This is a genomic window from Nocardia aobensis NBRC 100429, from assembly GCF_000308375.1.
Taxonomy (GTDB): domain Bacteria; phylum Actinomycetota; class Actinomycetes; order Mycobacteriales; family Mycobacteriaceae; genus Nocardia; species Nocardia aobensis.
This window is the reverse complement of sequence record NZ_BAFQ01000275.1, coordinates 1-24,470: the sequence shown is the minus strand read 5'-3', so window position 1 is coordinate 24,470 and position 24,470 is coordinate 1. Positions and strand designations below refer to the sequence as shown.

Genomic DNA, 24,470 nt, shown 5'->3' with positions numbered 1-24,470 from the left:
GGCGTGAAAACCGCACCTGAAAACACAGGTGAAAGAACGCTGCCGGAAGCGGCTGTGGAATGATCGAGTTCCCTTGCCAGAGCAGGGCATCGGGGGTAATTCTTCGAGGGTGACAGTCGATCGGGCGCAGACCTCCTCGCGCCGGCGCAACTGGGAACAACTGCCCTCGGCGACCCGGGCAGCGGTCGAAGCGGTGACGGGCCGGGTCGCGCGGGCCGATTCGGTGATCGCCGGCTTCAGCAGTCAACTCGCGACGGTGATCGAGACGGCCGATGGCCGGACCTTCATCAAGGGTGTGCCGCAACGAGATCCGGAGGTGTGGACCCAGCACCGCGAGGCCGCCCTGGCCCGTCACGTGACCCCGGTGGGCCCGCGGTTACGGTGGCAGATCGCGGCCGGCGGATGGGATCTGCTCGGATTCGAGTTCATCGCGGGGCATTTCGCGGACTATCGCGTCGACGCCGACCTCGCCGCCACCGCGGCCGCGATGTCCGCGCTGAGCCGGCTGCACCCGCCCGCCGAGGTGGAGCTCAAGGATGCCGAGGTGCGCTGGGGCGCCTATCTCGACGACGACGCCGACATCGCGGTGTTCGCCGGTGACGCCCTGCTGCACACCGACTGGAACTACAGCAACGTCATCGTCGATCACGACGAGGCCCGGCTGGTGGACTGGCCGTGGGCGACCCGGGGCGCGGCGTGGATCGACCCCGGATGCTGGATCGTGTGGCTCATCTTCGCCGGCCACGATCCGGCCGCCGCCGAGTCGTGGGCGGCCCAGGTCCCGGCCTGGCATGCCGCATCCGAGCGCGACCTGCGCATCTTCTCCACCGCACTGGCCGCGGAGTGGACCGCCACGGCCAACCGCAGCCCCAATGTGTGGACCCACGGCCTGCGCGACGCCGCCCGCCGGTGGGCCGCCCACCGTCTCGGTGAGCGGCGCGGGTCGCCGGACTAGCGGCGCGCGCCGTTGGCCGCGGCGATCACATCGTCGAGGTGACTCGCGGTGATCTGGCGGGCGGCGTTGGAGACCGCGGTGATCATCGCGCTGCCGAAGGCGCCGTGGCGATCGAACAGGGTCGCGGTGCCGGCGGCGATTCCGTTGCGGCTCAAGTGATTATCGGCCTCGAGCCCGATGTCGGCCCCCTCGGGCATCCGCACCAGAGCAAGCGTCAGATCGGTGTTGATGAAACCCACTCCCGCACTGGACCAGTTGGTCACCATACTGGTCTGCTCGGCGGCCATCGCGGCCACCACGAACGGCGAGGGCCGCTCCCCGTCGACCACGTTCACCGGATGCTGCCAGCTGCGTTTGCGACTGCCGTTCTCGTGTTCCGAGGGCACCCGCGACCAGTGTGCGGAATCGTCGCTGTGCCACAGCGGTGCGGTCGGCAGATCGGAGGGCGGCGCCACCTCGAGCGACGGCGGCACCGGCTGCCGGTCCCGGGTCCAGATTTCGCCCGGCGGTTGCTCGGACGGTTGCAGGAAGACCACCGAGGCGCGTGCCGCGGGTTCGCCGTCCTGGGTGACGACCGCGTCGGCGAGCCGGATGCGCTTGCCGTTGCGCACCCGGGTCGTCGAGACCGACAGCTCGTGCATGCGCGCCGGTTTGAACAGGTCCACGGTGAGCCGCACCGGCACGAACCCGTCGGTGGCGTGCTCGTTGTCGAGCGCGCGCGCCAGCAGCCCGCACAGCGCCGGTCCGACCACCTGATCGGCCGACCACTGACTGGCCGCCATCCGGTTCGGGGTGAAGCCCCGGCCGTCCACCGCGAAATATCCGTGCGAGCTGTCCACTGCGCGTGCCTGTCTCCTCGGGTCACCGCCCGCGAGTACCGCACCGGCCGCCGTCGGCGACAGCGCGCGTTCGCCGTCGGCGACTGATCTTGCTGGTCCAGGCAGATATAGCACGGCAACGAGAACCGGTTCCACGCCGGGGCCGCAGCGCGGGACACGTGCGACACGCTCGGCAGCGTGTTCGATCATGATCGGCATGTCGATTGCCGGCGGCAATACCACATTTTTTCGGCGAGAGAACCAGCCGTCCGGTCCGTGTGGAAACAGTGCAGCAAGCCACCCGCCCGCCCGGGCCGCCGTGCCGGTCGGTATATCTCCCCCGCTATCGGAATCGGCCCCGGATTCCCGTCCGAAGGGAGGCCTCCGGCAGCGGTTCACAGCAACCCGTCAGCAGCCGAAAACCACGCTCTGACCGGGGATTCGATGTTGCAGATGTGCTTGCATATGATCTCGCGGCCACCCTAGACTCGGGCTGCAAGGCAATGCAGGGGACTACCCGTGAGCCGCAGGGTGAACCGGAAGCCAATTTTCGCCGAAGGAAATCATGCGGCCTGGCGTCAGGGGCGTTCGTATGAACCAGCCAATGGGTCTCGGTCGGCTCGGAGTGATGGACAGGAACCGGACCGGGCATCACATCTATTCGCGGGAAACCGCAACATCTTTCGTCATCAGTGCGGTCGAGTCCACCGGCGCGGCCACACGCGATGATTTCGATATCGATCGCATCGTCACCACCGCGCACGCGTTGGTGAACGATTGGGATTTCGACGCGATGCAACCGGAAGCTTTCTGGCGCATCGCATCCAGCTTCATCAAACAATAGATCGGGACGGAAGTAGTAGCCGCCGGCCTTCGGGTCGGCGGCTACTGCTGTCTTACGGCTACTGCGGTCTTCAGGGACCCGAACCACCCGGGCGAGCGCCTAGGCCAGGTCGGGCAGGTCGGCCGCGGCCTTCTTCATCATCTCCCGCGACCGCTCCGGCGGTTCGGCCTGCACACTGAGCCGATCCATGACCTGGCGGTAGAGCTCCAGATCCTGCTGACGATCCAGATACAGTGCGCTGGTCAGCTGTTCGAGATACACGATGTCGGGCAGTTCGGGTTCGGCGAAGCGCAGCATGGTGAACGAGCTGCCCGCCGCCGCGTGACCGCCGGCCGCGTACGGCAGCACCTGGATGGTCACGTTCGGTTTCATCGAGACCGCGACCAGATGGTCGAGCTGTGCGCGCAGCACCTGCTCACCGCCGATCGGCCGGTGCAGCACCGCTTCGTCGAGGACGGCCCACAGCGTCGGCGCTCCGGGGCGGTCCAGGATTTCCTGGCGCTTCTTGCGCAGTTCCACTCGGCGAGCGGCCTCGGCGTTCTCATGCCCGAGCGCCACCACCGAGCGGGTGTACTCCTCGGTCTGCAGCAGACCGGGAACGAGCTGACCTTCGAAGGTACGAATCGACTTCGACGCGTGTTCCAGACCCAGATAGGTCTCGAACCATTGGGGCAGCAGATCGTTGTAGCTGTGCCACCACCCCGGCTGGTTCGCGCGACTCACCAGATCCAGGAACATCTCACGCTCTTCGGCGTTCTCGACGCCGTAGAGCGTCAGCAGATCGCGAACGTCGCGTTCCTTGAAACCGGTGCGGCCCAATTCGAGTCGGCTGATCTTCGCGTGTGAACCACGGATGTGCTCGCCGGCCGCCTCACGCGTGATGCCGGCGCCCTCCCGCAGTTTGCGGAGCTGTCCGCCGACCGCGATCCGAAGCGCTGTCGGACCGCGTTCGGCGACAAGCGAATCCACACGGCCGATCCGGACGGGCTCTGCCATCATGAGGTCTACTCCGATGCTCGACGATCACCGGCAATGAGGGTACAACCATCGAGAGCAGCTGGTCGAACATCAGGAATCTCTGCCTCGTCGCGTACCGACACCGCGCCGAATGCCATGCTACCGCCGATCAGGCCAGATCGTCGAACTCTCCACTCTTGGCGCCGCGCAGGAACGCATCGATCTCGGGGCGGGTGTAGACGAGCACCGCACCCTCGGGGTCACGCGAGTTGCGCACGGCAACCAGGCCATTGGACAAATCGGCCAATTCGACACAGTTCCCGCTCGGATTGCTGAACGTGCTCTTGCGCCACGCGGCTTCGGACAGGCGGCCGGCTGTGGTGGCAGTGGAATCGGTCATGACTGTCTCCAGGGTTCGTGGTGGCCGAGCTCGGCAGCAGAGGCCCACACTCGGCGATCCGGATTGAACGAGCTGATGCCTATCTTCAGCTCTTGCATATGTTCGAGCAAATGTACTTGCATTTGAAACCGACGCTTTGAACGATAGCACGGGGGTTGGCCCGGATCGAGCCCTGCGGAAAATCGCAAAAAACCAAGGGCGACAAGGCCTTTTCCATTGACTCGTCATCTTTCGAATCGCCCCGAGGGTGCCCGAAAACGGTGTCCGACCGGTCGGTTTCGGGCCCCGACCGGGGCGGATGGCACATTCCGCGCGGATCGGCCCACCGGATGCGAACGTTTCGGTTACCGTCTCGCCCACCCGTCATCGGCAACCGCCGGACGGGACTCGAGCGTCGGAACCGGGAGCAGGAGGGAATCGGTGCCGCCAAGACAGCAGCAGCCGAGCCGGCAGCGTGAGATTCGGACCGATATTCCGCATACCGCGCGAATCTGGAACTACTGGATGGGGGGACGGCAGAATTACGAGGTCGACCGCCGGGTAGGCAGCGCGGCAACGGAACTCGATCCCGGTATCACCGCCCTGGCGGCCGAGAGCCGCCGCTTTCTCCGGCGCGCCGTCGGCCATCTGGCCGGCGACCTCGGGGTCAGGCAATTTCTCGACATCGGCGCCGGACTGCTCGCCACGGACAACACCCATGAGGTCGCGTGCGGGCGCAATCCGGCGGCGCGGGTCGTCTATGTGGACAACGACCCCCTGGTGCTGACCCACGGCCGGACCCTGCTGACCGACCCACGGGCCGTATATCTGGACGCGGATCTACGCGAACCGGATCTCCTGTTCGACCGTGTCGCAGACATTTTCGATCTCGACGAGCCGGTCGCGGTCATGTTCATGGGCGTACTGGGCCACTGCGAGCGCATCGGCGAACTGCGCGGAGTCGTCGCGGATTCGATGGCGCGGGTCTGCCGGGGCAGCTACCTCGCCTACTGGGACGGCACCACCGACAGCGCCGATTTCGTCCGGATGTGCGCGACGTACGAAAACGTCACGGCCGTACCGTATTTCCCGCGCGACCATTGCGAGCTGCGCTCCATCTTCGCGGAGCTGGAGTTGCTCGAACCCGGCTTCGTCCCACTGACTCGATGGCGCCGACCGGTCGGCGAACCGGTACCGACCGTGCCGGTGTCGGGTTACGGCGCGGTGGCGCGCAAACCGTGATCACCCGTTGCGGCACAACACTTCCGATCACCGGCGAGTGTGCAGATGTACTTGCATTTGCTCCTTGCAGCGCCGTAAACTCGACCGCACGACATGGCCGGACCACGCCGGAGCAGGCAGGCCGGAAGCAGCGGGAGGCCGTGCCGAAACGTTCGCTTCCGCAATCTTTCGCCAACGGTCGAGGGCATCCCATGAACCAACTGCTCCAGCATTCCGGTACATGCGATCACGGCCTATCCGAGCACCGCGCGCCCGGTGCCGATCAGGTCGGTGACTGCGCCACCGAACCCCGAGAACTCACCTATCCCCGCGCTCGCGCGATTCTCTACGCACACGATCGGCACCTGTCGTGCCGGCAGTGGATCGCCGCCGCGGCGTATCTGTCCGCCGGACTCGACGACGAGTAGTTCGTTCCACGCTCGGCGGGACCCCGTCAAGACGGCTGAACGCCTCGAAACCGGTCTCCGACACCGCGATTCCGCATCCCGGCTCGCATTCGCTTGCCATCAGGACGAATACGCGCCCTACGATGGTGGTACCCGCACCACACCATCTTGTGGAACGAGGGCATCATGATCCTTCTCGCGGTGCACGACGTCATAGTGGCCCAGGTCGGCAATCCGACGCCCGAGACACCTCCGGCGGCGGACAAACTCCTGAAACTGGTGCGTTACTTCACCTGGTTCATGCTGCTGTCCGGGACCAGCGCGATCATCTTCGCGGGCGGCCGGTTCGCCTGGGAGAAGTGGAACGGCGGCCCGCTGCAGTCGCCGAAAATGGTGGCCGGCGCCCTCGTCGGTGGCCTGGTCGCGACCAGCGCCGGAACTCTGATGAATTCGATTCTGACGCAGTAGTTCCCGACATTCCGGACGATTCACCCGGAAACGGCACGGTCCGGTCCCGCCTCCGCGCACCGTCCCAGTAGGGTGAACGCGGACCACCGGCGGATCCGGTGCCGTCCCTCGGTCGAGAAGGGAGGGCCCGTGGCCGGCAGGCGGACCGACACCCGGGACCGCATCCGGTCGGTCGCGATGGAGCTGTTCTCCGCGCACGGCTACGAGCACACCTCGATCCGGGAGATCGCCGATCGGCTCGCCATCACCAAAGCCGCGGTCTACTACCACTTCCGATCCAAGGAAGACATCGTCGTCAGCCTCGCCGACGATCTGCGCACGGGCATCGACGACCTGCTGGCCTGGGCCGAGGGTCAACCGCCCGGACCGGAGACCGGCCGCGAGATCCTGCGCCGCTACGGCGCCGTGCTGCACCACACCGGGCGGGAGATGACGCGGTTCATGTACGAGAACCAGCCCGCGTTCCGCCGGCTCGGCGTGGGATCGGTGCTGCGCTACCAGTTCCGCGCGGTCGCCGACGCGATGACGGCACCCGGCCACGATCCCCTGGCGGTCTTCCATGCCCGCCAAGCTCTGCTGGCCATCTCGTGGAGTATCGGGATGATGGGCGACGTCGACATGACCGACGAGCAATGTCGCCGGGCCGCAGAGGATATCGCGCTGGCCATCTACGAACGGGCACAATGAGAGCCTGATGAAGGTCGGCCCGAGGACATCATGAATACACGCGTAACCCTCCTGGCCGCTGCGACACTCGCGGCGCCGCTGCTGATATGTGGGTGCTCCCACCAGAATTCGTCGCCGGTGAGCCAGGCGGCACATCCGGTTTCCATCGCCCATCAGGGCGCGCCCCCGGTCGGTCCCGGTCCCTCCGGTACCTACACCGTCGCCGCGCAACCGGCGCCGGGCACCTGCCATGTCGGCAAATCCGCTGACGGACAGCCACTTCCGGATCCGCACTGCACGCCGGGCGCGACCAATCCCAAGGTCACGCCCGACACCGTGAAGTCGACGATCTGCGTGGGCGGATACACCCAGTCCATCCGCCCGCCGGCGAATATCACCGACCGGGAGAAGAAGGCCAACGCCGAATCCTACGGCTACACCGGCAATCTGCACGATGCCGAATACGACCACCTGATCTCACTGGAACTCGGCGGCGACCCGAACGATCCGCGCAATCTCTGGGTCGAACCGCCCTCGCCCGACCACAAGGCCGGGTCCGGGCCGAACAACCCCAAGGATTCGGTGGAGAACAAACTGCACTCGCTGATCTGCTCCGGCGCGGTCGGCCTGACGGACGCGCAGAACGCCATCGCCGGCGACTGGACCACCGCGTTGGCCGCGGTCGGCCATCCGGACGGAAAGTAGGTCAGCTCGCCGCGGAGGCCCGGCGGCGCGCCAGCCGGTTCACCACCGGGTATCCGGCGCACACCAGGACCGCCCACACCAGGCCGACCACGAGCGCGGTGCGGCCGCTGTCGGTCCAGAACAGCAACACCACGACCAATCCGAGGAAAGCCAGCGCCAGCACCGAGCTGACGGGCGCCCCGGGCAGGCGGTAGTCGCTGGCCGGCAGCTCGCCGCGCCGCACACGGACACGGTAGATCAGGTGGCAGACCAGGATCATGCCCCAGACGAAGATGATGCCGATGGTCGACACCGACGTGATGTAGTTGAACGCCTTGTCCGGTGAGACGAGGTTGACGATCACACCGATCACCATCATCGCCGCCGAGAGCACGATGCCCGCGAACGGCACCCGGCGGTTGCTCAGACCACCGAGCGCGGCCGGGGCCTCGCCGCGCAGCGAGAGACTGCGCACCATGCGCCCGGTGGAGTAGATACCGGAGTTGCACGACGACAGCGCCGCGGTCAGCAGCACGAAGTTGATGATCCCCGCCGCCCCCGGAATGCCGATCTGCTCGAACACCTCCACGAACGGGCTGCGCCCGGAGTGGAAGACCCGCCAGCTCGACACCGACATGATCACGATCAGCGCGCCCACGTAGAACAGCCCGATCCGCAGCGGCAGCGAGTTGATCGCCCGGCGCAGGGTGCGGCGCGGATCGGCGGCCTCGCCCGCGGTCACGCCGACGAGTTCGACGCCCACATAGGCGAAGAGCACGATCTGCAACGCCAGCAGCGCTTGGCCGAATCCGTTCGGGAAGACACCGCCGTCGGCCCACAAATTGGTCACCGTCGGATCGGGCGCGTGGCCGAAACCGAAGATCAGCACGCCGATCCCGATGACGATCATCGCGACGATGGCGGTCACCTTGATGGTGGAGAACCAGAATTCTCCCTCGCCGAACAGCTTCACCGAGATCAGGTTCGCGGCGAACAGCACGCCGAGCACGACCAGCGCGGTCACCCATTCCGGTACGGCGAACCAGTACTTGATGTATTTGCCGGCGACGGTGATCTCGGCCATACAGGTCGCCACCCACACCGCCCAGTAGGTCCAGCCGGTGACGAAGCCGGCGAAGCGACCGAGGAATTCGTGCGCGTATTCACCGAAGCTGCCCGACACCGGCCGGTAGGTGAGCAACTCCCCCAGCGCGCGCATGATCACGAAGATCGCCAGGCCGGCGGCGAGGTAGCACAGGATCAGCGCCGGGCCGGCCTGTTCGATGGCCCCACCGGATCCGTAGAACAGTCCCGTGCCGATCGCCCCGCCGATGGCGATCATCTGGATGGTTCGGGGGTTGAGGCCGCGCTGGTAGCCCTCTTCACCCGCGGACGCGAGGGCGGGCGCGCCCGGCTCCTCGGGTTTCCGGTCGGTCGTCATATCGCAGCACCGTACCGGGTCGGGGCCGGTATGCGACCGGTGCAACCGTGCAGTGAACTAGTTCACAGTCCTTGTCAGCGAATAGTTGTGAGCGCACAATCATTGTGTGCCTACAACTGTTTCCGGGCTGACGCCGCGCCACAAGACGATCGTGCTGGTCACCTGCTGTCTGAGCCTGCTGATCTCGTCGATGGACGCGACCATCGTCAATGTCGCGATTCCGACCGTCCGCAGCGATATGGAGGCGCCGCTGTCGCGGCTGCAGTGGATCGTCGACATCTACACCCTCACCCTGGCGAGCCTGCTGATGCTGTCCGGCGCGACCGCCGACCGCTTCGGACGCAAACGCATGTTCCGGATCGGGCTGAGCATCTTCGCCCTCGGCTCGTTGCTGTGCAGCCTCGCGCCCGATATCGACATGCTGATCGGGGCACGTTTCATCCAAGCCATCGGCGGTTCGATGCTCAATCCCATCGCGATGTCGATCATCACCACCGTCTTCACCGGCCGCGTCGAACGGGCTCGCGCGGTCGGCGTCTGGGGCGCGGTCGTCGGTATCTCCACCGCGATCGGCCCGATGGTCGGCGGCGTGCTGATCGACGCGCTGGGCTGGCAGTCGGTGTTCTGGATCAATCTGCCGATCTGCGCCGTGGCGCTCGTGCTGACCACGGTCTACGTCCCGGAATCGAAATCGCGGACAGCACGCGGTATCGATCCGCTCGGCCAGGTGCTGGCGGTCGTGGTGATGTTCACGCTGGTCTTCGGGCTGATCGAACATCGCCCGGAGATCTTCGGCATCACGGCCGTGGCGCTGGCGGGATTCCTCTACGCCGAACGGCGCCATCGCTCGCCGTTCATCGATCTGCGATTCTTCCGCAGCGTGCCGTTCGCGGCGGCCACCGTCACCGCGATCTGCGCCTTCGCCGGACTGGGCGCCTTCCTCTTCAGCGCTTCGCTGTATCTGCAAGGCGTACGGCATTATTCGGCTGTGCACACGGGACTTCTCTACCTGCCGATGGCGCTGGCGATGCTGATCTGCTCGCCGCTGTCGGGCCGGCTGGTCGGCCGCTTCGGCACCCGGCCCTCGCTGGTCGCCGCCGGAATTCTGATGACGGCAGCCGCCGCGCTGCTGACCACACTGCGACCCGATACCCCGGTCTGGCAACTGGTGGTGATGTTCGCGATCTTCGGCGCCGGTTTCGGGACGGTGAACCCGCCGATCACCACGGCGGCGGTCAGCGGGATGCCGATGGATCGGGCGGGCGCGGCCTCGGCGGTCGCCTCGACCAGCCGCCAGATCGGCGTCAGCGTCGGTGTCGCCCTGTGCGGCCTGCTGGCCGGGGCGGGACTGTGGTGGGTCGTGGCGGCACTGGCGGCGGGCGTCGTGGTGCTGGGCATCGCCGCCAACACCGGCTGGGCGCTGCGCTCGCGCGACCGGATCTCTCCCCTGCTCGAACACAAGGAGCCCGTTCATGTCTGACGGTCCGCTCGCCCCGAGCCCGGACGAGGTCTGGCGCGTACTGACCGACGTGGTCAAGGACACCCGCGACACCTGGAAGCGCGCGGTGGTCGATCGAACGGGCATGCCGTTCAGCAGGTTTCGAGTACTGCGTCGGCTGGCGCCCGGCCCGCTGCCACTCAAGGAACTCGCCCGGGTGGCCACCATGGACGCGCCGGCCACCACCGTGGTGGTCAACGATCTCGAGGCCCGCGGTCTGGTCTCGCGCGACACCGCTGCCGACGATCGGCGGCGCAAACTGGTGACGATCACCGATGCCGGGCGGGAGGTGCTCGCCCGGGCGATGGCCACTCCCGATCCGCCGCCGCCCGCCCTCACCGCGCTGCCGCCCGAGCAGTTGCGCGCGCTGCACGATCTGTTGCGCCTGCTCTAGGCTCGGGTCGTGGCCGAAGAGACAACACCGGAGTGGGCGCCCGGCCTGTCGTCGGGTTTCGAACTGGGCACCGACGGCCCCCGGGTGATCATGGTCGGCATCGACGGATCCGATGCCTCCTGGCGCGCGACCGCCTATGCCGCGGGACTGGCCCGGCGCCAGAACTCCCTGCTGGCAATGATTTACGTCCAGCCCTGGATGGCCATGGCCGGCGCCTACGGCGTCGACGTCCAGGGCGCGACCGCGGAGATGGCCGAGGATCTGGCCCGGGAGGTACGCGAGCACGCGGAGAAGGTCAAGGACGTCTACCGCACCCGCTGGAAGTTCATCACCCGCCGCGGCGATCCGTTCACCGTGCTGGCCGAGGCCGCCGACGAATTGAAGGCCGACGGCGTCGTGGTCGGCGCGTCCGAGAAGGCCGGGCATCGAATTATCGGCTCGGTCGCGGTGCGTCTGGTGAAAGCGGGCCGCTGGCCGGTTACTGTCGTGCCCTGAGCTCCGTCGGCGTCCCGAGTGTGATTGGGACGCGGCATCGGGGGAACCCGCCGGAACGAGACCGTTGAGGAAAGGGTTTTCACTATGTTGATTCGCCGCCTTGCCCGGCCGCTACTGGCATCGGTGTTCGTCGTCGACGGAGTCGACACTCTGATGCATCCCGAGCCACGGGCGCAGGCCGCCACCACCCTGGTATCCCATGGGGAACAGCGTCTGCCGGATTCGGTATCGGCCAAACTGCCCTCCGATCCGGCGAAAATAGTGCGGATCAATGCCATCGTCCGAGTCGGCGCCGGAACCCTGCTCGCCCTGAACCGCGCACCCCGGCTCTCGTCGCTGGCGTTGGCGGTGACCGTCGTCCCGGCCACCGTGACCGAGCAGGACTTCTGGAACGAATCGGATGCGCAGCAGCGCGCCGCCAAGCGCACGGCCTTCCTCAAGGACGTCGGCCTGCTCGGTGGCCTGCTCATCGCCGCCGCCGATACCGAGGGCAAGCCCTCGCTGGGCTGGCGGGGTCGCCGGGCCGCGCGCAAGGCAGCCGCCGCCCTCCCGTTCACCGCCACCACCGCCGACACGGTGCGGGATCGCCTGCAGCAGCAGGCCGTCCGCGGCCGGGAACTGGCCTCGGTCGCCGCGGACAAGGGCGCCGACCTGGCCTCGGTGGCGCAATCGCGTGGCGCCGAGCTGGCCTCGGTGGCCCAGTCTCGCGGCGGTGAACTCGCCGAGGCGGCTCGCGAGCAGGGCACCGAATGGGCGGAGTTGGCACGCGACCGCGGCGCCGAATGGGCCGGCGCCGCACTCGACCATCGCGGTGAGTGGGCCGAGCTGGCCAAGCGGCGCGGCGCGGATTTGGCCGAAGCGGCGCGCGAACACGGCGGTGAGTGGGCCGAGCTCGCCAAGCGCAAGAGTGCCGAACTCGCCGACACCGCGGGTGATCATCGGGGCGACTGGGCCGAGCTCGCGAAGCACCGCGGCACCGAATGGGCCGAGGCCGCCCGCGAACACGGTGGCGAATGGGCCGAGGTGGCCAAGCAGCGCGGGTCGATCTTCGCGCGCCAGGCGCGCAAGCGCGCCGAGAAGGCGGCCGAGGCCGCGCGCGAGCGTGCGGAGAAGGCCGCCGACACCGCCCGCGAACGTCTGGCCGAAGCCCGAAACGGCAAGTGACACCGGATTTCTCACCGGCGCCGGATCAGGCGCCGGTGAGGAACGCCGTCATTTCCGCGGCCACGGCCTCGGGTTGATCCAGCATCGACAGGACGTAGGCGTCCTCGATTTCCACCAGCCGGCCCGCGGGCAGGAGTTCGGCGAGGCGGCGCCCGTGTTCGCGCGGCATCGGCGCGGCCGCCGGGGACCACAGCACCAGGGCGCGGCCGGGAAAGTTCCGCAGGGCTTCGGTATCGGCGATCAGTTGCGCGGCCGGCGGCAGCACCCGGCCGTATTTGCGCACGTCGCGGCCGATGTCCCGATTACGCAGCGCGGGTTCGGTCCAGCCGCGCATCAACTCGTCGGGTACCGGATAGCGCGCCATCTGCCCGTAGATCAGCGACGAGCGGCGCAACAGCCCGATCCGCAACTGGCGCAGGACGATCGGTAGCGCACCCGGGACGCGCAGCGCGAGCACGGCCAGCTTTCCGGGCAGGCCGGGCGGGAAGTTGTCGAAGGCCTCACACGGGAGCACGATCAACTGGGCGACGCGTTTGTCCAGACCGTAGGCGGTGAGGAACAGTCCGCCACCCCAGTCCGAATGCACCAGGGTGACATCGCGAAGATCGAGCGCGTCGAGGAAGTCCGCGAGCACCACGTTCTGGCCGCGCATACTCAGGTCGGCGTCCGCCCGCATCGGTTCCGGATGCGCGCCGAGTGGCAGCACCGGCCGTACATAGCGAAAACCGCTGGGCAGCAAGGGCATCACACGATCCCACACCGTGTGGTCGATGAGCAGTCCGTGCAGCAGCACGACCGGCGGACCCTGTCCCTCCTCGACGTAGTGGATCCGCCCGGCGGGAACCTCGACGACCGGCATGCGCTGCCACCTCCACATCGGACACCTGCGGCCACGTCCGGAAAGACGCGTCCACCTGCTAGAACATTCGCTCTAGAGCGTGTGTTCTAGTATGGGAGCATGTCCGAGACCGTGTCAACCCCGACCGCCGAGCGCATCGTCACCGCGACGGCGGAACTGATGCGCCGTCAGGGCTACGGCGCCACCAGCGTCAAACAGATCACCGCCGCCGCGCGGGCCCCGATCGGATCGCTGTATCACCATTTCCCGCAGGGCAAACAGCAGATCGCGGCCGCCGCGCTGCGAACCAGCGGCGCCGCCTACATCCAGCTGTTACCGCTGCTGATGGACCCGTATCCGGAGCTGCGGGTGGCGGTGGTGGCCGCGTTCACCGCCGCCGCGGAACAGATCGAGCAGTCCGGTTGGATGAACATGTGCCCGGTCGGCACGGTCGCGGGCGAGATCGCCGACAGCGAACCGGCGTTGCGAGAGGTGACCGCCGAGGTGATGCAGTCCTGGATCGACCAGGGCAGCGCGTACTTCCGGGCCCGCGGGCTGTCCGCGCCCGCGGCCCACACCTTCGTGATCGCGGTCCTGGGCGCCCTGGAGGGCGCGTTCATTCTCAGCCGCACCCTGCGCTCGACCGGCCCGATCGAATCGGCCGGCCTGGCGATGGCCGCCTATCTCGACACGCTCACCGAAACGCGCTCCCCGGCAACGGTTTCCGAGGAATGAAACAGACGCTCAGCCCACGGCGAATTCTGCGGTCGTGCCGGTGAACGGGACGGTCGCGGCGCCGTCGCGGCGGTCACCGCGGTATTCGATGCGATAGCGCCCCGCTTCCGCATCGGCGGGCACGGTCCAGTGGATGGCGACGCGCGAGGCCTCGGGCTGGCCGGGCGGGCGTGACCAGTGCAGTTCGGTGCACCAGTCGTTGTCGTCGAATACCGCGTGCCATTGCTCGCCCTCGGCGCGCTGCACCTCGAAATAGCTTCCGCCGGTGTGGAAATCGTTGGCGGGGTGGGCGCCGCAGAACTCGACCGTCACCGTATCGCCGTGTCCGTAGCCGGGTTTCGGCGCGGTGATCACCTCACCGAACGTGCGCCCGGTCATCGGCGCATCGGCCGGTACCGGCGGCAGGAGATTCGGCTGTATGCCTGCCGTCCAGTCCAGCGGGGCCGGGCCGCGGCCCAGGTCGACGCGCGCGGCCACCGCGCGGGCCAGTCGATCGAATTCCTGCACATAGGCGGGCAGTGTCCAGCGACCGTACAGCGTCTCCCCGCCCTCGTACTGCTGGGAGGCGTATTCCTCCGGCGTGGTCACATAGCCGCAGTAGCCGTTCGAATACCCTTGCAGCAGCACGTTTTCCAGCGGCACGGACAGTGCGTGCGCCACCACCCGCCGGATGCGCAATCCCGAGACCACCGTGTATTCCGCCGGACCCGAGGCCAGCACCAGATCGCCGATCCGCAGAATCTGGATCGGCACCGTCAGCGGCACCCACGGGCGCGGCGGCAGCACACCCAGCGGCGCCACGATCAGCTTGGGCGCCTGCACATCCCGCATCCACTGCTCGATGGGGCCGTCCAGTCCGCCGAGCGCCGCGACGACCGGATCCGCATTGCCTTCCTGCAGGAACGACAGCTGGGTCTTCCAGTTGTCCTCCGAACTGGTCGCTGCGGCCGCGGCGCCCATCATGGCGGGCGCGGTGCGCGCCGGTTTGCCGTCGGGCGTGTAGGACCCGTCGATGGCGATGTCGGCCATGTTCAGATAGCGCAGGGCCGCGTCCACTCCCCCGCTGCGCATCGGCCGCGCCGCGTCGAAAGCCGCACGGCCCGCGCGATATTGACGCTCGCCGATGAGAGAGCAGTTGAGCCGGTTGTCCTCGGTGGGCCCGGACGGATGCCACGGCGTGAGGCCGATGTTCGGCGTCATATCGCCGGCGTTGGTCTGCGCGAACGCCGCCACGAAACCGGGCTTTCCGGTGCCCGGGCGCACCCCCATCTCGTCGTGTTCCCAGCGATAGCTGGCATAGCCCTTGTTGTCGGCCGAGATCAGCGTGTTGGCGTCGGTGAGCGAGGTTCCGTGTGTCGCGAACCAGGTGATCGCGCCGATGTCGTTGCCGCCCTGCCGCAATCGCAGCACCGTCACCTGCGGATCGATCGCGTTCGGGAAGGCGGCCTTGTCGTCGGGCGGGTTGAGGTCGAAGGCCACCCGGGACCGGTTGGCCGAGGCGTCGTGCAATTCGCCGTGCCCCAGCGACAGTGTGCCCGGTGCCAGATTCTCGTGCGCCGCGACCAGTGCCGCGACGATACCGTCCACTTCGGCCTGATGGGAGTTGTTCTGAAAGCCGTATGCGGCAAGCGAATACGCGTATTCACGCGCGGTGCCGCCGCAGGAGTTGTGATTGTGGGTGGCGTTGAGGTTGACGTTGCGCTCGGTGTACAGCGCACCGAACCGCTGTGCCAGCCGCTGCATCACGGCCAGATGCACCGACTGGAACAGGCAGGCGATATCCGCGTTGACGAAGGCCACCCGCTCACCGCTGGCCCGGTCGACCACGATGTAGGCGCGCGCCCAGGTGCGCATGAGCAGACCGGTCGCGACCTGGTCGAGTTCGGAGTAGCCCATCATGCCCTGCCCGGCGACCGCGCCGGTGACATCGGCGATGCCCGCGCCGACCAGATATCCCGCCTCGTCGCCGGTGACCCGGATCGGTGCCGCCCCCGCGGAAGCGGTGGCCCCCACACCCACTGCCACGGCCGCGGTCACGGTGCCGGCCAGCATCGATCGCCGGGTAAACGTCACTGATCGCTCCTTCGATTCCGGCCGCCACGCTGCGACCGCCTCCTCCAACCGTGTGCACCGGAGATTACTGGTCACTCGTCCAGTACGCTAGCCCCGATTTCGCGGAGCCCGGGTTACTCGATCGGCGCGGTCAGTGGCAGGGCGATCACCGAGGTGCCGACGTGCACGGTGAAGGCCCCGGGTTCGGTATCCCAGCCCGCATCCGTCCAGTGCTGGAACGCCCGCTGCGGCAGCGGAATTCGCACGCGGCGCACCCCACCCGGTTCGGCGGTCACGCTGGCGAAGGCCGCCAGCCAGCGCACCGGCCGCTCGACCGCACTATCCTCACGGGACAGATAGACCTGCACGACCTGCTTACCGGTCCGCTCACCGATATTGGCCACGGTGACCTCGACCTCGCGGCCGTCCACCGCGAGATCGCTCAGTTCCCATACGGTGTAGCCGAGCCCGTGGCCGAACGGATACGCCGGCTGCACACCGGCACGCAGCCAGGCGCGGTAGCCGATGTGCACGCCCTCGTCGTAGGTCAGGGTGCCGTCGGCGGCCGGGGTGGTGCCACGGACCGGCACGTCGGCGAGTTCCTTCGGCCAGGTGGTCGGCAGCCGGCCGCCGGGTTCGGCCGCACCGGTCAGCACATCGGCCAGCGCGGCGCCGAATTCCTGACCGGGGAACCAGGACAGCAGCACCGCCGCCACGTCCTCGCGCCACGGCATCTCCACGGGCGCACCGGAATTCACGACCACCACCGTGCGCGGATTGACGGCCGCGACAGCGGCGACCAGGTCGTTCTGGCGGCCGGGCAGCGCCAACGTGGTCCGGTCGCGGCCCTCGCTCTCCAGCTGTTCGGTGGTGCCGACGACCACCACGGCCACCTCGGCCCGGCGCGCGGCCTCGACCGCCGCGGCGAATTCCTCCTCGGGCGCGCGCTCCGGCCGCGCCACGACCAGGCCGGCACCGAGAATCATGCCCAGCCCCGCCGCCGCCGACGCACCCGAACCGACCGTGATCCGGACGTCGACCTCCTGACCGGCGGCGAGCTCGCGCGCGACGCAGCGCTGCGGCGGATCCAGCAGCGCGGCAACGGGATCCGAGCCATCGAACGCGATCTCGGTGTCGATCGCGGTCGCACCGTCGAGTTCCACCACGCAGTGACCGAGGGCCGCGACACCGAGCCGCCACTCACCCGCCACATCGGCGCGCAGCCGCGCGCGCAGTTCGATCGCCGACGCGGCGGCCGCGTGCGGATCACCGAACAGCACCAGCCGGCCCGCCGTGCGGTGCTGGGTGTCGAGGACACGGTCGCCGTCGAGATAGCGCAGGCACAGTCCCGGCGTCTCGGTGGCCGGGTCGGTGACCAGCTCCAGCGGCACGGGAATCAGGTCGTCGCCGGTGCGCACACCCGGAGTGTGGGTGACCGGCAGCACCGCCGACAGACCCTCGACCGGCGTGACGGTGTGGTCGGGGATCACGGTCGCACTGCCGCCGCCCATGTACCGCGGCTGCGCGGCGGCGGGCCCGAGCAGCGCCACCGAGGTCTGCGGTGGCAGCGGCAGCACACCGTCGTTGTGCACCAGCACCATCGCGGCCGCGGCGGCCCGGCGTACCAGATCGTGGGCCTGTTCGGCGGTGAAGTCCGGAACCGGCCGGAGTTCGTGCGGGGCCAACCCGCCGACGCGATCGGCGAACCGCAGGATGCGCCGGACCTTGTCCTCGATCGCGGACTTCGGCACGGTGCCGGCCGCGAGCGCGTCGGCGAGGGCCGAACCCCACAGCGGCGACGGGCCCGGCATGGCCAGGTCGGTACCGCGGGCGGCGCCTTCGGTACTGCGCACGGCGGTCCAGTCCGAAACGACCACACCGTCGAATCCCCAACTGCCCTTGAGAGGTTCGTCCAGCAGGGGTGATTCGGTCATGGTGGTGCCGTCGACGCTGTTGTAGGCGGCCATCACCATCCACGCGCCGGCCTGCACCGCGCGTTCGAACGGATACAGGTACAGCTCGTGCAGTGCGCGCGCGGCGACGCGGACGTCGACGGTGAAGCGGTCGGTCTCGGAATCGTTGGCCACGAAGTGTTTCGGGCAGGCGGCGACGCCGTGTGCCTGCACCGCACGCACATACGCGGCCGCGATCTCCGCGGTGAGCATCGGATCCTCGGAGAAGCATTCGAAATGCCTTCCGCCGAGCGGCGATCGGTGCAGGTTCACGGTGGGTCCGAGGACGGCGTAGACGTTCTTCTGCCGGGCCTGCGCCGCGATCAGTGCCCCGATCTCGGTGAGCAGGTCGCGATCCCAGGTCGCGGCCAGCGCGGTTCCGGACGGCAGGCTGATCGAGGGATCGCGTTCGTCCCAGTTCTCGCCGCGCACGCCCGAGGGCCCGTCGGAGACCGGCATCTCGGCGAGGCCGATCGCGGAATCCCCGGCCATGCGGAACATTCCGGCGCCGGAGATGAGTCGTAGTTCGGCCGCCGGATCCAATTGTGTTGCCAGCTGCTCGATCCGGTCGTCCATCGGGTGCCCCGTTTCGTCTCGACTGCGCATCGGCCTCGACGCTACGGGATATCGGCGGGTCGGCGCCGTATCGGCCGCCGCGCGTCGGGACTACCGCAGCCGCAACCGGACCATCGGCAGCGTATCGACCGGCGCGCCGGTCGCTCGTTCGATCACGGCGCGCAGATTCCGCCAGGCCTTCGGGTGCTCGCGAATGTAGTGCGCGAGCGCCGTCGCGGAGTCGGCCTCGGTCATCGCCGTGGCCGTCGCCGGCACCGCGCGGCGGGTACCGACCCACAGGCGGACCGTCGATTCGGCCTGGATGTTGCGGTACCACTGGGCGCGCGTGCCGAAGCCGGACACGATGACGTACTCGCGCGGGCCCGGGTGGTCGACCACCTCCAGCACGACATGCCGCTTCGCACCGCTCGTGCGGCCGATGTGTTCCATCATCAGCAGGCGTTGCCCGAAGACGAATCCGAGACCCGCGCGGTACAGCCCGATGGGTGCGCGGACCAACGCCCGGGTGTGCAGCGCCCGCGCACCCAGCCCTGCGGCGAATTCGGCGAATGCCATGGCGGTCTCCTCCTGGTCGTCACCGCTCCCCAGCCGCGCTCGGCGATCAGCTCCGTCGCGGTGTCCATCAGCCGGACCCGCGTCTCGCGGCCCTGTTCGACATTGTCCGTGGTCACAAGAGGCCGTCGACTTGCCGCACGCCACGCTCGCGGAGTTGGTCCCGGGTAAGGACGGTGTGATAGGGAATTGTCGTGTCATGCACCCCTTCCGTTCATCCCGTCTACACCGCCGCGACGTCATGCCCGCGACGATGACGGAGGCGGCCATCGATCGCGCGCGAGCGGTGGGCTATCGCCGGGACCTGGACGGATTGCGCGGACTGGCCATCGCGCTGGTGGTGGTGTTCCACATCTGGTTCGGCCGGGTGTCCGGTGGGGTGGACATCTTCCTGGTGCTCTCGGGCTATTTCTTCACCGGATCGCTGCTGCGCCGGGCCGAATCCGGGGAGGTCGGCATCGGCCTCACCCTGCGGCGTACCGCCCGCCGGCTGCTGCCCGCTCTCGTCGTGGTGCTCGGCGCCGTCGTCGTGGCGACCGTCACGATGCGGCCGTACACGCAGTGGGGTGATCTGGCCGGCCAGACCCTGGCCTCGCTGCTCTACTACCAGAACTGGCGGCTGGCGACGACGTGGTCGGACTATCTGGCCGCCGATCCCTCGGTGAGCCCGCTGCAACATCTGTGGTCGATGTCGGTGCAGGGGCAGTACTACCTCGCGGCCCTGCTCGTGGTGGCCGCCACGGTATGGGTATGCCGTCGGTTCGGGCGCGAGCGCGCGATGCGGCCGGCGCTGGCGGCGGTGATCGTGGTCGCCGCCCTCGCCTCGTTCCTCTATGCCGCGCAGGGTTCGGCGACCCACCAGGGCTGGAACTACTACGACAGCGCGGCCCGGGCGTGGGAACTGCTGGTCGGCGCCGGATTGGCACTGGCCGCCGCCTCGCTGCGCGTGCCGCGGGTCGTGCGGGCGGTGCTGGCGGCCGCGGGCCTGCTGGTGGTCGCGGTGGGTGGCTGGATCACCGACGGCGCGAATCAGTTCCCGGGGCCGCCGGCGCTGCTGCCGGTCGGTGCGGCCGTGGCGTTGATCCTCGCCGGCGCCGGGGTCGGTCCCCAGCACCAGCCGCGGCTCACCCGGCTCCTGGCCTCGCCGCCGCTGGTCCGGCTCGGCGATCTGGCCTACTCGCTGTATCTGTGGCATTGGCCGTTGCTGATCTTCCTGCTCGCCGAACGCGGCGGCTCCCGCGCCGGGGTGAGCGGCGGCGCGGCGGTGATCGCCGTCTCCCTGGGGCTGGCCTACCTCACCCATCGCTACATCGAGCAGCCGCTGCGCCTGCGCCCCCGCCAGGAGAGCGACGCACCGATGTTCGGGCCGCGGTATCGCCGCACCGCCGGGGTCGCACTGTCGGTGATCGCGGCGGTGGTCGCCTGCGCGGCGGTCACCTGGAGTGCGGTCGTGCAGACTCATCCGCCGCGTGCGGTGGGCGCCCTCGACCCGATGCAGTATCCCGGCGCCGAGGCACTGGTCGGCGGCGCGTCGGTCCCGCAGGCGCGCATGCGGCCGACGCTGTACGAGGCGCCGGCCGAACTGCCCAGCCCGACCGTCGACGGATGTATCGCCGACTGGGATCACCGCGAGGTCGTCACCTGTACCTACGGGGCGGCCGATGCCCCGCACACGCTCGCGGTGGTCGGCAACTCCCATGCCGAGCACTGGATGCCGGCGCTGCAGCAGCTGGCGGCACAGCACAATTTCAAGATCCTGGTGCATCTGAAGATGGGCTGTCCGCTCACCCTCGATCAGAACGCGATGTACAAGGGCGAACCGAATCCGGATTGCCGCGACTGGTCGCACGAGGTGATCGATCTGCTGGGCAACGAGCGGCCCGAGTGGGTGTTCACCACCGGCACCCGTCCGGTCGACGCGGGCGGCGACGAAACCCCGGCCGACTACCAGGATGTGTGGAAAGCCCTGTCCGACAAGGGCATCCGGGTGATCGCGGTCCGCGACACCCCGTGGCTGCGCCGCGACGGTGTGCGCTACCGCGCGATCGACTGCCTGGCCCGCCACGGCGATCGGATCAGTTGCGGCATGCACCGCGCCGATGCGCTCTCACCGGTCAACCCGGCCCTGGACGCGTCCGCCGCCTTCCCGAACGTCTTTCCGATCGACCTCACCGACGCCGTGTGCGAACGCGACGTCTGCCCGGTGGAGGTCGGCAACATCCTCGTCTATCACGACGAACACCACTTCACCGCGAGCTACGCGCGTTCGCTGGCCCCCGAACTCGGCCGGCAGCTGAGCCCGCTGCTGGGTTGGTGGTGACCAGCGACGCCAGCGGCGGACGTTCGGCCGCCGACACCGGAGTCGTCACCCGCCGCCACCCCGTCGCGCCCGGCCGGAACTGGGTCAGCCCCACCCCCGAATCGGCGATGTCGAGGCGCGCGAGCAATGTCGCGATGATCTGACGGCTCATCACGGCCAGTTCATGGGTCGGCCGATTGCGGTGGATGCGGACGCCCAGGTCGACCTCACCGATCGCGGCGCGGCCGTAGCGGTGCAGGGTGTCGAGCAGGATGCCGATCTCGACGCCGTAGCCGGGCGCGAACGGAATCTCGGTGAGCAGGGCGCGGGTGGCGGCGTATTCACCGCCGAGCGGCTGCCGCACATCGGCCACCTCGGGGGCGAGCGCGGTCAGCAGCGGCCGGGCCACCAGCTGGGTCACCCGCCCACCACCGTCGGTGTCGCCGTGCGGATCGTCGCCGAGCGGGCGCCGGTAGAACCCTTTCACCAGCTGAATGCCCGGATCCCGCAGCAACGGCGCCACCAGCGCGGGCACGAAGCCCGGGTCCGGATCGTGCAGGTCGGAATCGATGAACACGACGATGTCGCCGGTCGTCACCGCCAGCGACCGCCACAGCACCTCCCCCTTGCCTGTGCGCACCGGCACCCCGGGCAGCGCCTGCTCGCGGGTGTACACCGCGCTCGCACCGGCGGCGCGGGCGCGGGCGATGGTGTCGTCGGTCGAGCCGGAGTCGACGACGACCAGTTCGTCGACGAGTCCGCCGACCAGATCCCGGATCGAACCGATCACGCCCGCGATGGTGTCGCGTTCGTTCAGGGCCGGGATCACGACCGAGACGGTCCGGTCGCCTTTGGCCCGGGTCAGGTCGGTCGTGCCGACATCGCGTGCGGGACAAGCCGATTCGGCGGCCGCGGCATACGTCATCGCTATCTCCTCAGATACCCGGGTCCAGAATGTCGGTCGTCAGCTCCGGCCACAGCCGCGCCCAGGTGTCGCGCGGCCCGGTGCACCGCCAGATGGTCACGTGGGCGTCGATACCGGGGAACCCACGCGGATCGTCGAGCCGGACGAGAGGTTCGACGATGGAAAACGTTCGGCGCAACCGTGTTTCGGCGGTGTCGGTGTCGACGTAGATGATCGTGGTGATGCCGGGCGGCGGGCGGCCGAACTCCGCGAAACCGCGATCGGGACTGTAGACCGGCGGCAGTTCCGGCGGCCCGAAACGAGCCAGCGCCGCGGCCTGCCAATAGGTCCGGGTCAGTATCGCGGTAGGGGCGTGATCCGGACCGGCTCGTTCGGCGGCGCGCGACACCCCGGCGACGAGCGCGTCCCAGCCGGTGGTGCCCGAAATCCGCATGCGCGTGGACAATTCGGCCCGCGTGGTCACCGGCCGCGGCGGGTCACCCGATGGCAACAGCAGCACCACCCCCAGGGCGATGGCGATCGACACCGCCGCGGCGGTGCAGGCCGTGATTCGCGACCATCGCACGGGCAACCGCTCCACCAGGACGCAGGCACCCGCCGCGAACAGCACCGGCAGCAGCCCGGCAAGGTAGTAGGGACGCCCGCCGGTGACGGCCACGAACATCACCATGACACAGACGGCGACGGCCAGGAAGCGGTGATCGCGCAACCTGCGACCCGCGAATCCCCAAGCAGCACAGACGATCAGCACCGCACCCAGCACTCCGGCCATCGTCACCAGCTGCACCGGTAAGCCGGCCGTCCCGCCTGTCGCCGCCCGCTGTTCGTCGCGGATCACCGCGCCCATGGCCAGCTGCGGCCAGCCGTGGCGTTCCTGCCACAGCAGTGCCGGCGCCGCCGACACCGTCGCGATACCGGCGGCGGCCCACAGCGCGGGCCGGCGCACGATCTCCCGCGGCCCGCAGCAGGCGATACCGACGGCGAATGCGCCCACGACCACGGGCAGCAGCAGTTTCACCTGCAGATCGATCGCCGCGACCACTCCCGCGATCAGCAGCAACCGGTTCGCGCGGGTCCGCACCCAGCGCGCCGACAGCCAGGCGAGAACAGCGACGGCCGTACTGTCGAGGGCGAAGGTCGACAGCGAGGCGGTCTGGGTGACCACATAGGGGCAGCAGGCATATCCGACCGCGGCCAGGCTCCGCGCGGCACGGCCGCCGCCGAACTCCCGCGCCAGCGCCGCGGTGACGACGATCGCCGCCACTGCGGCCAGGATGGCCGGCAGTCGCAGCACGGTCAGGGAGTCGGGCGCGACAGCGTGCGCGGCGCGTGCGAGCAGCGGAATCAGCGGTCCCTGATCGACGTATCCGGCGGCCGGGTGATATCCGGCGGCGACGAAGTACAACTCGTCGCCGAACCAGTCGTACCGCGCGGACCGGGCCACGAGCACCGACGCCGTGAGCACCGCGACCGCGCCGACCCACACCGCGCCGGAAGGCATATCGCGACGCGCGACGGCCTCGGTGAAACCGATTCCGGCCGAGGCGGTCTCGCTACGGCTCGGGGCGCGATCGGTCACAGTAATGCGGCATCGACCCGTTCGGTGCCGGTCAGCGCGATGTCGCGGCACAGCTTCGTCAGCGTCGACAGATATTGCGCCACCGCCTCGTGCGCACGCGGAGTATCCGGGAACACCATGCTCAGCTGGGTGATGTCGGGGAAGCGGTTGATCCACAGGTAGACCTCGCTGGAACTGGCCCGGTTGCCGTACAGCCCGCCGTTGATGCGGTCGAACATCTCCGCGCCCGCCATCCGCCGCACATCGACGTAGGAGACCATCGGCGCCGAGAACCCGAGCCGGGTGTGGATGCGCGGATCGCCGGCGGCCAGTTCCAGCACCCGGTGCACGCACACCTGCGCCAGTTCCTTCGCCGCATCGGCCTGGGCCTGGGCGCGGCCCACCAGGGAGGTGAACGTCTCGTCCGGCCGTACCGCCACCGCGACCGGCACCAGGCTGGTGTACCAGCCGATCGCACCCTGCTCCCCCGGGGTCGCGCGGGTGTTGACCGGTGTGAACACGAAATATTTGTCCCTGCCGGTCAATTCGTGTTCGGTCAGCGCGATCGCGGCGAACACACCACCGAGGAACT

General features: G+C 68.8%; 24 protein-coding genes. 13 read left to right on the top strand and 11 right to left on the bottom strand.

Features of this window, described 5'->3' with window-relative positions:
* Nucleotides 1-109 precede the first annotated feature (109 nt).
* A complete protein-coding gene (locus RJ03_RS29140) occupies nt 110-955 on the top strand; it encodes a hypothetical protein (protein ID WP_036508543.1) in 846 nt (281 codons plus the stop codon).
* Here the strand turns inward: RJ03_RS29140 and RJ03_RS29135 are convergent.
* The gene (locus RJ03_RS29135) at nt 952-1,794 is read right to left on the bottom strand and encodes an acyl-CoA thioesterase domain-containing protein (RefSeq protein WP_063820465.1); all 843 of its coding nucleotides are present in this window, start codon (nt 1,792-1,794) and stop codon (nt 952-954) included. The two genes, RJ03_RS29140 and RJ03_RS29135, sit on opposite strands and share 4 nt — an antisense overlap.
* A gap of 544 nt (nt 1,795-2,338) precedes the next feature.
* On the opposite strand from RJ03_RS29135, the gene RJ03_RS29130 reads away from it, so the two are divergent.
* Nucleotides 2,339-2,617, top strand: coding sequence for a hypothetical protein (locus RJ03_RS29130; protein WP_232329526.1), 279 nt, complete (start codon nt 2,339-2,341; stop codon nt 2,615-2,617).
* A gap of 99 nt (nt 2,618-2,716) precedes the next feature.
* Here the strand turns inward: RJ03_RS29130 and RJ03_RS29125 are convergent, their stop codons facing one another.
* Nucleotides 2,717-3,616 carry a Sco1979 family transcriptional regulator gene (locus RJ03_RS29125; protein WP_036508538.1) on the bottom strand — a complete coding sequence of 300 codons (900 nt, stop codon included), beginning with the start codon at nt 3,614-3,616 and terminating at the stop codon, nt 2,717-2,719.
* 127 nt (nt 3,617-3,743) lie between these two features.
* Entirely contained in the window at nt 3,744-3,974 is a 231-nt protein-coding gene (locus RJ03_RS29120) for a DUF397 domain-containing protein (protein WP_030515774.1), read from the bottom strand.
* A gap of 420 nt (nt 3,975-4,394) precedes the next feature.
* Here RJ03_RS29120 and RJ03_RS29115 point away from each other — a divergent pair, with 420 nt between their 5' ends.
* From RJ03_RS29115 to RJ03_RS29095, 5 genes are all read left to right on the top strand, one after another.
* Nucleotides 4,395-5,195 carry an SAM-dependent methyltransferase gene (locus tag RJ03_RS29115; RefSeq protein WP_036508535.1) on the top strand — a complete coding sequence of 267 codons (801 nt, stop codon included), beginning with the start codon at nt 4,395-4,397 and terminating at the stop codon, nt 5,193-5,195.
* Between the two features lie 191 nt (nt 5,196-5,386).
* Nucleotides 5,387-5,602, top strand: a complete 216-nt coding sequence (locus RJ03_RS29110; RefSeq protein ID WP_036508533.1) for a hypothetical protein — start codon at nt 5,387-5,389, stop codon at nt 5,600-5,602.
* A 165-nt stretch (nt 5,603-5,767) separates the two neighbouring features.
* The gene (locus tag RJ03_RS29105; protein WP_036508560.1) at nt 5,768-6,049 is read left to right on the top strand and encodes a hypothetical protein; all 282 of its coding nucleotides are present in this window, start codon (nt 5,768-5,770) and stop codon (nt 6,047-6,049) included.
* A gap of 129 nt (nt 6,050-6,178) precedes the next feature.
* The gene (locus tag RJ03_RS29100; RefSeq protein ID WP_036508530.1) at nt 6,179-6,736 is read left to right on the top strand and encodes a TetR/AcrR family transcriptional regulator; all 558 of its coding nucleotides are present in this window, start codon (nt 6,179-6,181) and stop codon (nt 6,734-6,736) included.
* A gap of 30 nt (nt 6,737-6,766) precedes the next feature.
* Nucleotides 6,767-7,420, top strand: coding sequence for a hypothetical protein (locus RJ03_RS29095; RefSeq protein WP_036508528.1), 654 nt, complete (start codon nt 6,767-6,769; stop codon nt 7,418-7,420).
* A gap of 1 nt (nt 7,421) precedes the next feature.
* Here RJ03_RS29095 and RJ03_RS29090 read toward each other — a convergent pair whose 3' ends face one another.
* Entirely contained in the window at nt 7,422-8,840 is a 1,419-nt protein-coding gene (locus tag RJ03_RS29090) for an amino acid permease (RefSeq protein WP_036508525.1), read from the bottom strand.
* 106 nt (nt 8,841-8,946) lie between these two features.
* Here RJ03_RS29090 and RJ03_RS29085 point away from each other — a divergent pair, with 106 nt between their 5' ends.
* From RJ03_RS29085 to RJ03_RS29070, 4 genes are all read left to right on the top strand, one after another.
* On the top strand, nt 8,947-10,320 hold the full coding sequence (locus RJ03_RS29085) for an MFS transporter (protein ID WP_036508522.1): 1,374 nt from the start codon (nt 8,947-8,949) through the stop codon (nt 10,318-10,320).
* Nucleotides 10,313-10,732, top strand: a complete 420-nt coding sequence (locus tag RJ03_RS29080; protein ID WP_036508520.1) for a MarR family winged helix-turn-helix transcriptional regulator — start codon at nt 10,313-10,315, stop codon at nt 10,730-10,732. The genes RJ03_RS29085 and RJ03_RS29080 overlap by 8 nt, the downstream gene beginning before the upstream one ends.
* 9 nt (nt 10,733-10,741) lie before the next feature.
* Nucleotides 10,742-11,227, top strand: a complete 486-nt coding sequence (locus RJ03_RS29075) for a universal stress protein (protein ID WP_232329527.1) — start codon at nt 10,742-10,744, stop codon at nt 11,225-11,227.
* Nucleotides 11,228-11,311: 84 nt separating this feature from the next.
* Nucleotides 11,312-12,391, top strand: a complete 1,080-nt coding sequence (locus tag RJ03_RS29070; RefSeq protein ID WP_036508516.1) for a DoxX family protein — start codon at nt 11,312-11,314, stop codon at nt 12,389-12,391.
* A gap of 25 nt (nt 12,392-12,416) precedes the next feature.
* Here RJ03_RS29070 and RJ03_RS29065 read toward each other — a convergent pair whose 3' ends face one another.
* Complete coding sequence (locus RJ03_RS29065; RefSeq protein WP_051025382.1) at nt 12,417-13,250, bottom strand: alpha/beta fold hydrolase; 834 nt, start codon at nt 13,248-13,250, stop codon at nt 12,417-12,419.
* Nucleotides 13,251-13,349: 99 nt separating this feature from the next.
* On the opposite strand from RJ03_RS29065, the gene RJ03_RS29060 reads away from it, so the two are divergent.
* Nucleotides 13,350-13,964, top strand: coding sequence for a TetR/AcrR family transcriptional regulator (locus tag RJ03_RS29060; protein WP_051025381.1), 615 nt, complete (start codon nt 13,350-13,352; stop codon nt 13,962-13,964).
* Nucleotides 13,965-13,973: 9 nt separating this feature from the next.
* Here RJ03_RS29060 and RJ03_RS29055 read toward each other — a convergent pair whose 3' ends face one another.
* The 3 genes from RJ03_RS29055 to RJ03_RS29045 all read right to left on the bottom strand — a co-directional run bounded on the left by RJ03_RS29055 (nt 13,974) and on the right by RJ03_RS29045 (nt 19,099).
* Nucleotides 13,974-16,037: a neutral/alkaline ceramidase gene (locus RJ03_RS29055; protein ID WP_167332027.1), complete on the bottom strand. Its 2,064-nt coding sequence runs from the start codon at nt 16,035-16,037 to the stop codon at nt 13,974-13,976.
* Nucleotides 16,038-16,150: 113 nt separating this feature from the next.
* Nucleotides 16,151-18,574 carry a beta-glucosidase family protein gene (locus RJ03_RS29050; protein WP_245552415.1) on the bottom strand — a complete coding sequence of 808 codons (2,424 nt, stop codon included), beginning with the start codon at nt 18,572-18,574 and terminating at the stop codon, nt 16,151-16,153.
* Nucleotides 18,575-18,634: 60 nt separating this feature from the next.
* Nucleotides 18,635-19,099, bottom strand: coding sequence for a nitroreductase family deazaflavin-dependent oxidoreductase (locus RJ03_RS29045; protein WP_036508506.1), 465 nt, complete (start codon nt 19,097-19,099; stop codon nt 18,635-18,637).
* Nucleotides 19,100-19,349: 250 nt separating this feature from the next.
* On the opposite strand from RJ03_RS29045, the gene RJ03_RS29040 reads away from it, so the two are divergent.
* Nucleotides 19,350-21,416, top strand: coding sequence for an acyltransferase family protein (locus RJ03_RS29040; protein WP_036508552.1), 2,067 nt, complete (start codon nt 19,350-19,352; stop codon nt 21,414-21,416).
* On the opposite strand, the gene RJ03_RS29035 is transcribed toward RJ03_RS29040, so the two are convergent.
* From RJ03_RS29035 to RJ03_RS29025, 3 genes are all read right to left on the bottom strand, one after another.
* Complete coding sequence (locus RJ03_RS29035; protein WP_051025379.1) at nt 21,343-22,320, bottom strand: glucosyl-3-phosphoglycerate synthase; 978 nt, start codon at nt 22,318-22,320, stop codon at nt 21,343-21,345. The genes RJ03_RS29040 and RJ03_RS29035 overlap by 74 nt on opposite strands.
* A 10-nt stretch (nt 22,321-22,330) precedes the next feature.
* Nucleotides 22,331-23,899, bottom strand: coding sequence for an ArnT family glycosyltransferase (locus tag RJ03_RS29030; protein WP_051025378.1), 1,569 nt, complete (start codon nt 23,897-23,899; stop codon nt 22,331-22,333).
* Nucleotides 23,896-24,470, bottom strand: a 575-nt coding sequence (locus RJ03_RS29025) for a condensation domain-containing protein (protein WP_036508504.1), incomplete at its 5' end; no start/stop codon positions are given. The genes RJ03_RS29030 and RJ03_RS29025, both read right to left, overlap by 4 nt.

Bases quoted from the DNA above. Each gene is read 5' to 3' on its own strand.
- RJ03_RS29095 (WP_036508528.1), top strand. From the start codon at position 6,767: ATGAATACACGCGTAACCCTCCTGGCCGCTGCGACACTCGCGGCGCCG.
- RJ03_RS29090 (WP_036508525.1), bottom strand. From the start codon at position 8,840: ATGACGACCGACCGGAAACCCGAGGAGCCGGGCGCGCCCGCCCTCGCG.
- RJ03_RS29130 (WP_232329526.1), top strand. From the start codon at position 2,339: ATGCGGCCTGGCGTCAGGGGCGTTCGTATGAACCAGCCAATGGGTCTC.
- RJ03_RS29040 (WP_036508552.1), top strand. From the start codon at position 19,350: ATGACGGAGGCGGCCATCGATCGCGCGCGAGCGGTGGGCTATCGCCGG.
- RJ03_RS29105 (WP_036508560.1), top strand. From the start codon at position 5,768: ATGATCCTTCTCGCGGTGCACGACGTCATAGTGGCCCAGGTCGGCAAT.
- RJ03_RS29080 (WP_036508520.1), top strand. From the start codon at position 10,313: ATGTCTGACGGTCCGCTCGCCCCGAGCCCGGACGAGGTCTGGCGCGTA.
- RJ03_RS29120 (WP_030515774.1), bottom strand. From the start codon at position 3,974: ATGACCGATTCCACTGCCACCACAGCCGGCCGCCTGTCCGAAGCCGCG.
- RJ03_RS29110 (WP_036508533.1), top strand. From the start codon at position 5,387: ATGAACCAACTGCTCCAGCATTCCGGTACATGCGATCACGGCCTATCC.
- RJ03_RS29045 (WP_036508506.1), bottom strand. From the start codon at position 19,099: ATGGCATTCGCCGAATTCGCCGCAGGGCTGGGTGCGCGGGCGCTGCAC.
- RJ03_RS29125 (WP_036508538.1), bottom strand. From the start codon at position 3,616: ATGATGGCAGAGCCCGTCCGGATCGGCCGTGTGGATTCGCTTGTCGCC.
- RJ03_RS29035 (WP_051025379.1), bottom strand. From the start codon at position 22,320: ATGACGTATGCCGCGGCCGCCGAATCGGCTTGTCCCGCACGCGATGTC.
- RJ03_RS29060 (WP_051025381.1), top strand. From the start codon at position 13,350: ATGTCCGAGACCGTGTCAACCCCGACCGCCGAGCGCATCGTCACCGCG.
- RJ03_RS29065 (WP_051025382.1), bottom strand. From the start codon at position 13,250: ATGCCGGTCGTCGAGGTTCCCGCCGGGCGGATCCACTACGTCGAGGAG.
- RJ03_RS29070 (WP_036508516.1), top strand. From the start codon at position 11,312: ATGTTGATTCGCCGCCTTGCCCGGCCGCTACTGGCATCGGTGTTCGTC.
- RJ03_RS29050 (WP_245552415.1), bottom strand. From the start codon at position 18,574: ATGCGCAGTCGAGACGAAACGGGGCACCCGATGGACGACCGGATCGAG.